Genomic DNA, 10,153 nt, shown 5'->3' with positions numbered 1-10,153 from the left:
CTTCGGGCCGCGCTTGCCCGCTTTGGGGGTGATCCGGACTGCGTCGCGTCACTGGCACGGGACCACGCCAAGACATTGGGCTATCTGGAGGTCCATATCGAACAAGGACCGGTGCTGGAGGCAAAGGATAGCGCGCTTGGGGTTGTCACGGGCATCTGTGGCATCGAGCGGAACACTGTCACATTCACTGGCGATACGGGTCATGCCGGTACAGTTCCCATGGACGGCCGCCGTGATGCTCTGGTGGCCGCCTCGGATTTCATTTCAGCCATCCATGACGCGGCGAAACAGGCCACCGATCTGCGGGCGACCATTGGCGCATTGTCCTTGCATCCTAACGTAGTGAACGCGATCCCACGCGCGGTTGAATTGACCTTGGAGATTCGGGCGCTGAACGACACCGTCCGCGACGATTTCGCAAGATTGGCACGATCCCTGGGCGATAACATCTCGGGCGGGCGTCGCGTAGGGTTTTCGATGGAACGTACCTATGAACAACCCGCCGTACCATGTAATCGCGATCTGATTGACGCCCTGTCGACTGCTACCGGCGCAATCTGCCCAACCGCGCCGCGCCTGCCGTCCGGGGCCACACATGACGCATCGGCCATGGCAGACCTCTGTCCAATCGCGATGCTGTTTGTCCGCTGCGAAGACGGGGTTAGCCACAAACCAGAAGAATTCGCCGCGAGCGACGACATGGATGCTGCAATTCAATCTATTGCAACCTTTCTTGTGGCTTTGGAAGTTTGAAGCAGACTGCGATATCTCTAAGAACAAGCGCGTATCACAGCACTCTTTCCCGCAAGCATAAAATACACGACCTTGATCCACACGACGTCTTGCTCAAAGCCCAGAGTTCTGGTGCGAGAATTGCGAAGTATCGAATAGCTGCGCATGATGTGATTGAACGACTGGTCTGGTGTAGATTTCCGGCTTTTCCAATAGACACCGCTGCAGGTGCGAGCGATTGGCGCAAAAGCGATAGCTGCATCAGCAAAAGTCCGGTCTGTCCCGCAAAGCACCAGTTCCCCTTAATGCCGGTTTCGCACTTGCAGCGAATGACCGCAAAGCGGGCTGCGATCGCAGCATCACGATCAGCTGCTGGAGGTCGGCTTTGGGCCGTGTGCGACGGTGAAAAGGATCTCTGACAGGTGTTTGCTGCGTAGCATCCGAAGGCAGCAACGAGCCCAATTTCACGAATGCTGCGGCGTGAGCGAATGTCAGCAACGGCGGTATTTAGAAATCAGGATGACAAGCTTTCCGCCAGTCTGAGTGACCCGCTCCGGGAAAGCCGGGGCGGGTCATGTGGCTTAATCTCAAAAGCTGTAGTCGCCGCTCACTTGAACCTCGTCGGGCAACCACGTCTCGTGCACCTGCAGCACGTGCAGGCCGTCGCCGTCCGGCTTGGTTCCGAGAACCATGGTCGTCACGCGCGCATTGTTGGGGCGTTCAGAGTCCTTTGCATCACGTTGCCATTCCTCGTAATTGACGACAGCGATTTCCGCGCTCAGATGCTGCATCCGAATGTCGCGAATCTTGATCCGGAAGTCTGGGTTCGATCCGTAGATCGACCCCATGTAGCCTTCGAAGTCCTTCTTACCAAACATGCGGCCGGCCGGGAAGATTGCGACGAAATCATCGGCAATCTTGTCGAGGGCGTTCTTCTGGAAGGTTTCGGAGTCTCCCGGGCAACGCCCTCCCACCCAGTCGGTGAAGAAGCTGTGGATATCGAGGATGGCGGTTTCGATTTCGGCTGTCTGCAGGGTCATATTGTCCTCCTTTTGTCCACTGAGCTTCAATCGTTTGCGGGGATCTCGATCGGAGCACCCGCATCGCCGATCGCGAATATCAACAGCTGCGCTGGTTCCGTCGTACTGAGGTTGCGGCCGATCATTGGCAGATTGGGAATCTCGTAGGCCGCCTCACCTGTGATGAGCTGCACAGTCGGCTGACCCTCGACAACGAGTTCCACGTTTCCGTCGAGCACGAGGATGAAAAGGTGACCGGGATGAATGTGGCGTGGTGTCTGGTATCCGGCCGGAACATCGAGCTTCAAAATGTTAACTTCCGTGTCCTCCATGCCCACGAGAGCCTGGCTTAGCAGCATGGTCACGACTTCCTCTTCGGAAGCGATTGCGTTGCCGGCCGTCAGGGACGCCAAGGTGATTGCGGTCAGTGCTGTCGTCAGTCTTGTCATCGTGAACTCCTATTCCGGTCTTGGTTCGGTGGGTGGTATGTCTGGCAAAGGCTCCAGAGGTGCCGGGCTTGTGGGTCATACTTGTCAAAGTGGCCTCCGTGCCTTGCTCCGTTCGTTTGCGATGACTCAAGGGTAGACGCGCAATGCGAAGTCCGCTTCGGTGAGGTTACCGAGGTGCCTGAAAAATTCGACTGGGTAGAACTACTCAGAGCCGATCTGTGAGGTAAGTCCGTTCAAGACCGCCCAGGCGCTCGCGGCGGCGCGGGTTGGAGCTTCGAGCCGGGTAAGAATGTCGGAGACATGCCGGTCCACAGTGCGTTCCGAGAGCCCCAGTTCACCGGCGATCTCACGGTTTGTCTGACCTCGGGCGACAAGGCGCAGCACTTCGGCTTGCCGCGTGGTCAGCGGGCTCTCGGGGTCGGTAGCGAGCTTACGCAGCAGAGCTTGTGCGGCCCTCACATCGGGTCCGGCACCCAAACCGCGAAAGATTTCTATTGCGGCATCAGCCTCTGCTCTGGCGGTTTCGGCATCGCCCAGCACAGCGCAAGCACGGGCAGTCAGCAGTCGGATACGTGCAAGCCGATGCGGGGCAGCCAACTGGCGCCACACCACGAGGGCCTGCGAGCATTCGCGCAACGCCTTCTCAGCCTGGCCTCGAGCCAACGCGACTGTGGCGTTTGCTTCTGCTCCAACAGCCTTCGCCACATCCGAGCCGTGTGTCTGCCCCAGCCCGCCAAGTTCGACGCAATACTCCTCAGCTGCCGCCGCGTCTCCAGCGGCAAGCGCTATCTCGGCGGCTGCCGGCAGGAGCCGCATCCGCTCAGTCGGTCTTTTGGCAACCACCAGCGCTCGGCGGATCGCGGAGCCTGCCGACTGCACTTTGCACTCGGCAAGCCGCAAAAGCGCTAGCCCAGGTTGTGGATCGAAGCCATGGCGGCTAGCGGCACGGTAAGCCTCACCTGCCTCGTCGTATCGGCCTGTGAGCCGAAGCACCTCGCCACGCTGGTAAAATGCAGGACCAGCGTGATGCGCGGTCGGTCCCACTGCAAGCCGCTCGCAAGCTGCGTCGGCTTCGCGCGCGGCAGCCCACCAGTCGCCTGACAATACCAGAATTTCGGCCCGATGGACCATGCATCGACCGGTGAAGGCGACAAGCCCCGGTTGGACGTCACACCAGCTCGCCAGCGCAGTAGTCCATTCCCCGGCGCGTTGATAAATCTGAAAGCTCTGACAAGCATCGATGACACTGCAGTAGATTAGTCCGGTCACGATTGGCGAACACCGGCCCTCGGTGACGGCGATCATTGTACGGTCGAGATCGGCCAGTCCGCCAATGATGTCGCCCTGCGCAAACCTCGCCCGACCGACGATGTGCCTCGCGATGGCTTCCAGGTCCGCGTCACCGCATCCCTCTGCGTTTGCCAGGATGCGCTCGGCCAGTTCTTGCGCGTCAGCTGGGGCGCCGCGATCCAGTGCGCCTTCAGCCGATGGTGTGAGCACATAGCCGTGCACAGCGCTGTCGGGCGGCAGATGCTTGGCCAGATCTGCGGCGCGTGCAACCCAGCCTCCTCCACGGCCATATTCGCCGCGAAACATAAAAGCTAGTCCAATCCAGAATGCCGTCCGAGCCGCGGCTTCGTCCTCCTGCGCCGCCTCTCGGGCTTCAAAAATGCGAGCCATTATCGACAGGTAGTCGTCTTCGCGACCGGTCATGTAGGCCGCTGTGGCGAGCGCTTCGAGGTCATCAGTTCCTAGCCCACCCACTGCGTCCTGAGCTGCAAGGCTATCAAAATCGTCCTGCCAGTTCTCTGCGCTGGTGCCTCGCATGGATCCGACCCATTCATTGATCGGGACAAACCTAGCATAGCCGGCGGTGAGTGCAAAACTTGTGCATCATCAAATCTGTTGGCGACCGCCTAACGCTCGTTGCTATTTGGGCGGTACGAGGGATGCTTGCGTTGAAGGGCGCGTCATATACTAGCCGCCTTCGGCTGTACATTCGTCCGCTGTGATCACAAATTGGCACAAGTTGCCGTTGTTGGATGTCGATAGTGTCTCAGCCAAGTAGCAGCGTGTCGGCTTTGTTGCAAAAGCAGCCATTGGCGCGAAAGCAGCGAAAGCCCACTTTGTCCCGCGTCTTACCAGTTCACACCTCGCGCAGCGAAAGTCGATCCACCCCAGACCTGCCCTTGCTGCAGATCGCGGCGAAGGTTCCTGGAGAGACCCAACCTTTGAGTTCGATTTTCTCGCTGCACGCACTCGCAGCAAAGTACATTCTGCAGAGGCATGAAATTCCGTGATGCTGTTCTGTGACGATATCGGCCAATCGTAAATCACGCAGCAACTTTGGGTGTGAATTAATAGATGGCAAACAGATCTTTCATTCAAAAGAACGAAACCTGGGTAAGGCAAGACAAACTTTCACACTGTTGGATGCTTGTGTTTGTTTCTGACCAATAGGCATAGTTGAAACGGCTGCTGGAGGATCTCACGTTTTGCGCGTCGCCGGATCTCATTGGCGCAGCAGAGACGGGCGGCGGTCGACAACCGGTTGGTGAAAAAATTTCACACACGCCAAATAGATTTCCTTAAGGCAAAAACGAAATTCCGTGCAGATTTTCCCAATGCGTTTCCAGCCAGGGAAGATCAAAATGACAATAACGAGACGAGTATTCACCATCGCCGCGACAGTTGCCGCGTTCAGTGTCAGTGCAGGAACAGGTATTGCCGGAGAAGCGCTCGATCGCATCATGTCCGACAACAAGATCATGGTCGCGACCGACGCGAACTGGGCCCCTCAGAGCTTTCTGAATGACAACAACGAAATGGATGGGTTCGATGTTGACGTCGCGCGTGAGATCGCCTCGCGCCTTGGTGTCGAGGTCGAGTTTGTGACCCCCGCCTGGGACATCATTACTGCCGGCAACTGGAACGGTCGCTGGGACGTCTCTGTTGGATCGATGACCCCGACAAGCGCGCGCTCGGAAGTGTTGAGTTTTCCGGCTGTCTACTACTACACTCCGGCGGCGGTTGCTGTGCACCAAGACAGCTCTGCCGGATCGCTGGCGGACCTGAATGACAAAACGATGGGTGCAACAACATCAAGCGTTTTCGAACTTTATCTTCAGCACGACCTGACAATTGATGCAGAAGGTGTTCCAAGCTTCGAATACCAGATCACTCCGGGTGAATTGCGGTCCTACAAGGATTCGACTGCTGTCATGGACGATCTGCGGCTTGGTGACGGCACTCGCCTTGATGGCATGGTCGGATCGCTTCCTTCGTTGCTTGAGGGAATCAAAAACAACTATCCGCTTAAGATATTGGGCGATCCGGTATTCTACGAACCGCTGGCCATTGCCATCGACAAGGGCGATCAGGATCTGAACGACAAGCTGGCCTCTATTGTCGCTGAGATGCAATCGGATGGTACCCTGACCGCGTTGAGCGAAAAGTGGTATGGGGTCGACTACACCTCCACCAAATAAAAACAGAAATCGGTCGGCCTGTCCCAAACTGGCCGACCGACAGTAAAGGCGGGCCAATGCTATACGCAGATACAGTGGTGAGCGATCCGCTTGTCCACAAACCCAAGATAATTGCCGTAATGCTGGCGGCTGCAGTTGCATTCTTTTTCCTGATCGACACGAGCGGATCAGTTTTTGGCGAGATGATGCGCCCGGTGATTGGAGAGCCCGGAGAATCCGGGCTGTACGGAAGATTCGCCACGGGCCTCGTGCTGGGCATTCTGCTCGTGTTGAACATTGTTATAATCGGGTTTCTCAATTTCCGCCTGCAGGTGATCGTGGTCTGGTTGCAATTGCTGGCCCTGTTTCTGGCCTTTTTCTACGGCTTTGATCTGAACTTTGAGTTCATCCGTTCAAAAGTCTGGTTCATGGTCAGTCAGGGTGTGTTCACCACACTGTACGTCTCGGCCATCTCGATCACGCTGGCCTCGATTGTGGCCATCATCGGGGCGGTTGCAAAGTTGTCCTCGAACGGGTTTGCCTATGCGATTGCCAGCTTTTACACCTCATTCTTGCGGGGCCTGCCGCTGCTGATGCAGGTCTATCTGATCTATCTGGGCCTTCCGCAGCTGGGCTATGTGATCGACGCGGTCCCGGCGGGGATTCTGGCGCTGACGCTTTGCTATGGCGCTTACATGACCGAGATCTTTCGGGCCGGTATTCAATCCATTGCCAAGGGCCAATGGGAAGCGTCGCGCTCGCTGGGTTTCAAGTTTGGCCTGACCATGCGCCGCATCATCCTGCCACAATCGCTGCCGCTGATCATCCCGCCCACCGGCAACCAGTTCATCGCGATGCTGAAGGACAGCTCGCTGGTATCGGTCATCGGTGTTTGGGAACTGATGTTTCTGGCGCGCACGCTGGGTAACAAAACGTTCCAGCATATGGAGATGTTGATCACCGCTGCACTGATCTATTGGATGCTGTCGATGTGTCTGGAGCTGATCCAGGGCCGGATCGAGCGTCACTTCCGCACCAAAAGCCATTAGGAGGCCGCGTCATGGCAGAGCCCATCATCAAAATGCGCGGCGTCAACAAATGGTATGGCAACTACCACGCGCTGCGGAATATCAATTTTACTGTCAACAAGGGCGACAGGATCGTCGTCTGCGGGCCGTCCGGTTCGGGTAAATCCACCATGATCCGCACACTCAACTGGCTTGAGGCGCATCAGGAAGGGCAGATCATCGTCGACGGGATCGAGCTGCACCAGAAGATGAAGGATATCAACAAGGTTCGGATGGAAGTTGGCATGGTGTTCCAGCACTTCAACCTGTTCCCGCATCTGTCGGTCTTGCAAAACCTGATGGCCGCGCCGATGTGGGTGCGCGGTGTGCCCGAAGCCGAGGCGCGCGAAACGGCGATGAAATATCTCGAACGAGTGCGCATTCCCGAACAGGCTGACAAATTTCCGGGCCAACTGTCAGGCGGCCAGCAGCAGCGTGTGGCCATTGCCCGGTCGCTGTGCATGAACCCCAAGGTGATGCTGTTTGACGAACCGACCTCGGCCCTGGACCCTGAAATGGTGTCAGAGGTTCTGGACACCATGGTCAGCCTTGCCCGCGACGGGATGACCATGGTGTGCGTGACGCACGAGATGGGCTTTGCCAAGGCGGTCGCTGATCGCGTGATCTTTATGGATGAAGGTCAGATCATCGAAGAAAACGATCCCGTGAACTTCTTCGACAATCCGCAAAGCGAACGCACCAAATCCTTCCTGAGCCAGATTCTGCAACACTAAGCCCATGCCTGAATTCGTAAAGATGCAGGGTCTACGCAATCACTTTGTGATCGTGGACGCCCGAACCACGCCCTATGGCCCGACGCCCGAAGAAATCATCTGGGTTTGCGACCCGAAGGTGGGTGTGGGCGCGGATGAGCTTGTGGTTCTGGAACCGTCGGACCGGCCTGACGTGATTGCCGATCTGCGGATCTACAACATCGACGGGACCGAGGTGCAGGCCTGCGGCAACGCCACCCGCTGCGTGGCCTGGTTGCTGCTGGAGGAGGCCGGGGCTGACGAGATCACCCTGTCCACCAGGGTTGGCCCTCTGCGCGCCAGGCGCCGCGGGGATCATCTGGTGCAGGTGGAGATGGGGGCATTGACGCAGGACTGGCAGGCGATGCCACTGAGTACACCGCAAGACATGATGGCATTGCCCGTGGGTAACGGGCCGCTGCAAAACCCGGTGGGCGTAAGCATCGGCAATCCTCATGTGGTGTATTTCACGGACGATCTGGATGCAGTGGATCTGACAGCCTTGGCCCCGGACATCATGGCCAACCCGATTTTTGTCGAAAGTGTTAATGTGGGTCTGGTTCAGATGCTGTCCCCATCCCAGATGCGGCTGTCAGTTTATGAACGCCCCGGCGTTCTGACCACAGCCTGCGGCTCGGGTGCCTGTGCGGCGGTGCAGGCGGCGCGGCTATCGGGCCGCACCGACCAGTCAGAGGTTCAGGTTCAAATGCCCGCCGGAAAAGTCACAATCCGCATCCGGTCTGACGAGGTGGCCGAGATGACCGGACCGGTGGCCCATTGCTTTACCGGGCAATACCGGTTTTCGGGGTGAATTCGCTTCAGCCCCGGTGCGAGATTTTCAATTTCCAGCCAAACTTAAGGTTGGCAAAGAATGAATACGGAACGAGAGGAGTGATCGCCATGCGGACAGGCGGACAGGTGCTGATCGATATGCTGCGGGTCAACGGGGTCGAAGCCATATTTGGCGTGCCCGGCGAAAGCTATCTGGCCGCGTTGGATGCGCTGCATGATTGCTCGAACACGCTGAAATACTACACCACCCGGCAAGAGGGCGGCGCGGCCTTCATGGCGGCGGCTTACTCGGATGCGACCGGCAAGCCGGGTGTGTGTTTTGTCACCCGGGGTCCGGGGGTGACCAATGCCTCGATCGGGGTGCATACCGCCCAGCAGGGCTCGACCCCGCTGATCCTGCTGATCGGGCAGATCCCACGCGCCCATCGTGACAAAGAAGCGTTTCAGGAGGTCGATTATCGCCGCTATCTGGGTCATATGGTCAAATGGGTGGCCGAAATCGACGATCCCGCCCGCATTCCAGAATATCTCAACCGTGCTTTCCGCACGGCGCTGTCCGGGCGGCCCGGTCCAGTGGCGCTGGCCTTGCCCGAGGATATGCTGGCCGAACCAACCGACACGCCCGATCTGCCCGCAATCAAGCTGACCCCTCCGTCACCTTCCCCTGCGGATATGGAGCAGGTGGCTGATCTGCTGGCGCAGGCCGAACGCCCCCTGCTTTTGCTGGGCGGCACCTGCTGGACCGAGGACGGGCACACCGCCGCTCTTCGATTTGCCGAGGATCACGGCTTGCCGGTCGCGGTTGGGTTTCGCAGGCAGGGGCTGTTTCCCCATGACCATCCGAATTTCATCGGCAACCTGGGCTTTGGCGGCAATCCGATGCCAAATGAATATGCCAAATCCGCCGATCTGGTGATTGCACTGGGTGCACGGCTGAACGATGGCACCACGCTGAAATTCAGCCTGATCAAGGCCCCGCAACCAGCCTGTAAACTGGTTCATATCCTGCCGGGGGCCGAAGATCTGGGGCGGCTTTATCATGCCGATTTGCCCATTCTGGCCGACCCGAACGAGGCGGCGAAATCACTGGCTCTGCTGCCGGTGGCCAAGCGGCACTCTCCCGCGCAGGCGCGTGCGGATTATGAGGCGATGCGGTCACTGCCAGCACAGCGCGGCCCGGTCGATATGGCCGAGGTGATGCGCGTGCTCAACACTACGCTGCCCGATGAGACCACCATGACCACAGGCGCGGGCAACGCCGCAGACTGGCCCAATATCCACTTCAACTACCGTCAGTTTCTGGGCGCTCTTGCGCCGATTTCGGGCGCAATGGGCATGGGGGTTCCGGCAGCGGTGGCGGCCAAGGTGGCGCGACCCTATGCACCAGCCGTTTACATCGCAGGTGATGGTGATTTCCTGATGAACGGGCAGGAGCTGGCGACGGCGGTACAGTACGGCCTCGATCCTATTTTCATCATCGTCGACAATGGCTCATACGGCACGATCCGCACCAATCAGGAACGCAAGCACCCGGGCCGTGTGTCGGGCACATCGCTGACCAACCCCGATTTCGCCGTCGTGGCGCAGGGCTATGGCGCTCATGGCGAGCGGGTGGAAACCACCGCTGAATTTGCGCCTGCACTGGAACGTGCGCGGGCCTTGGGCAAGGCCGCCGTTATCCACATTCTGGTGGGACCGGACAGCCTCGGCCCCAACCTGACGCTGGCCGATCTGGCGGAGGCGTCCTGATGCTGTCAAGCCTCGTCGATGCCCTTCCCCCATCGCCCATTATTGGCGTTTTCAACAAAGCCTATGAGCTGCGGCAAGCCGGGGCCGATCTGATCGATTTTTCTGTGGGCGAGCCAGATTTCGACA

At 58.4% G+C, this 10,153-nt stretch carries 9 protein-coding genes; 6 read left to right on the top strand and 3 right to left on the bottom strand.

Annotation, left to right across the window (positions count from 1 at the left end; translation table 11 throughout):
* A partial coding sequence (locus AC2FLX_RS21325) for a hydantoinase/carbamoylase family amidase (protein ID WP_496875537.1) occupies window positions 1-753 on the top strand: 753 nt, incomplete at its 5' end.
* Between the two features lie 566 nt (window positions 754-1,319).
* On the opposite strand, the gene AC2FLX_RS21320 is transcribed toward AC2FLX_RS21325, so the two are convergent.
* The 3 genes from AC2FLX_RS21320 to AC2FLX_RS21310 all read right to left on the bottom strand — a co-directional run bounded on the left by AC2FLX_RS21320 (window position 1,320) and on the right by AC2FLX_RS21310 (window position 4,027).
* On the bottom strand, window positions 1,320-1,772 hold the full coding sequence (locus AC2FLX_RS21320; RefSeq protein WP_496810351.1) for a hypothetical protein: 453 nt from the start codon (window positions 1,770-1,772) through the stop codon (window positions 1,320-1,322).
* Window positions 1,773-1,798: 26 nt separating this feature from the next.
* Complete coding sequence (locus AC2FLX_RS21315; protein WP_496810350.1) at window positions 1,799-2,200, bottom strand: cupin domain-containing protein; 402 nt, start codon at window positions 2,198-2,200, stop codon at window positions 1,799-1,801.
* A gap of 201 nt (window positions 2,201-2,401) precedes the next feature.
* Entirely contained in the window at window positions 2,402-4,027 is a 1,626-nt protein-coding gene (locus AC2FLX_RS21310; RefSeq protein ID WP_496810349.1) for a helix-turn-helix transcriptional regulator, read from the bottom strand.
* Between the two features lie 824 nt (window positions 4,028-4,851).
* On the opposite strand from AC2FLX_RS21310, the gene AC2FLX_RS21305 reads away from it, so the two are divergent.
* The 5 genes from AC2FLX_RS21305 (at window position 4,852) to AC2FLX_RS21285 (ending at window position 10,027) form a co-directional block, all read left to right on the top strand.
* Window positions 4,852-5,688 (top strand): transporter substrate-binding domain-containing protein, encoded by an 837-nt coding sequence (locus AC2FLX_RS21305; RefSeq protein ID WP_480749238.1) that lies wholly within the window; start codon window positions 4,852-4,854, stop codon window positions 5,686-5,688.
* Between the two features lie 77 nt (window positions 5,689-5,765).
* On the top strand, window positions 5,766-6,716 hold the full coding sequence (locus AC2FLX_RS21300) for an amino acid ABC transporter permease (protein WP_496811486.1): 951 nt from the start codon (window positions 5,766-5,768) through the stop codon (window positions 6,714-6,716).
* Window positions 6,717-6,727: 11 nt separating this feature from the next.
* A complete protein-coding gene (locus tag AC2FLX_RS21295) occupies window positions 6,728-7,468 on the top strand; it encodes an amino acid ABC transporter ATP-binding protein (protein WP_480749236.1) in 741 nt (246 codons plus the stop codon).
* Between the two features lie 4 nt (window positions 7,469-7,472).
* Window positions 7,473-8,297, top strand: coding sequence for a diaminopimelate epimerase (gene dapF / locus AC2FLX_RS21290; RefSeq protein WP_480749235.1), 825 nt, complete (start codon window positions 7,473-7,475; stop codon window positions 8,295-8,297).
* 89 nt (window positions 8,298-8,386) lie between these two features.
* Entirely contained in the window at window positions 8,387-10,027 is a 1,641-nt protein-coding gene (locus AC2FLX_RS21285) for a thiamine pyrophosphate-dependent enzyme (protein WP_480749234.1), read from the top strand.
* Window positions 10,028-10,153 lie beyond the last annotated feature (126 nt).

Source organism: Ruegeria sp. YKSF57 (assembly GCF_059612585.1).
Note: the sequence above shows the minus strand (reverse complement) of the source record. Positions and strands in the feature narration are given on the sequence as shown.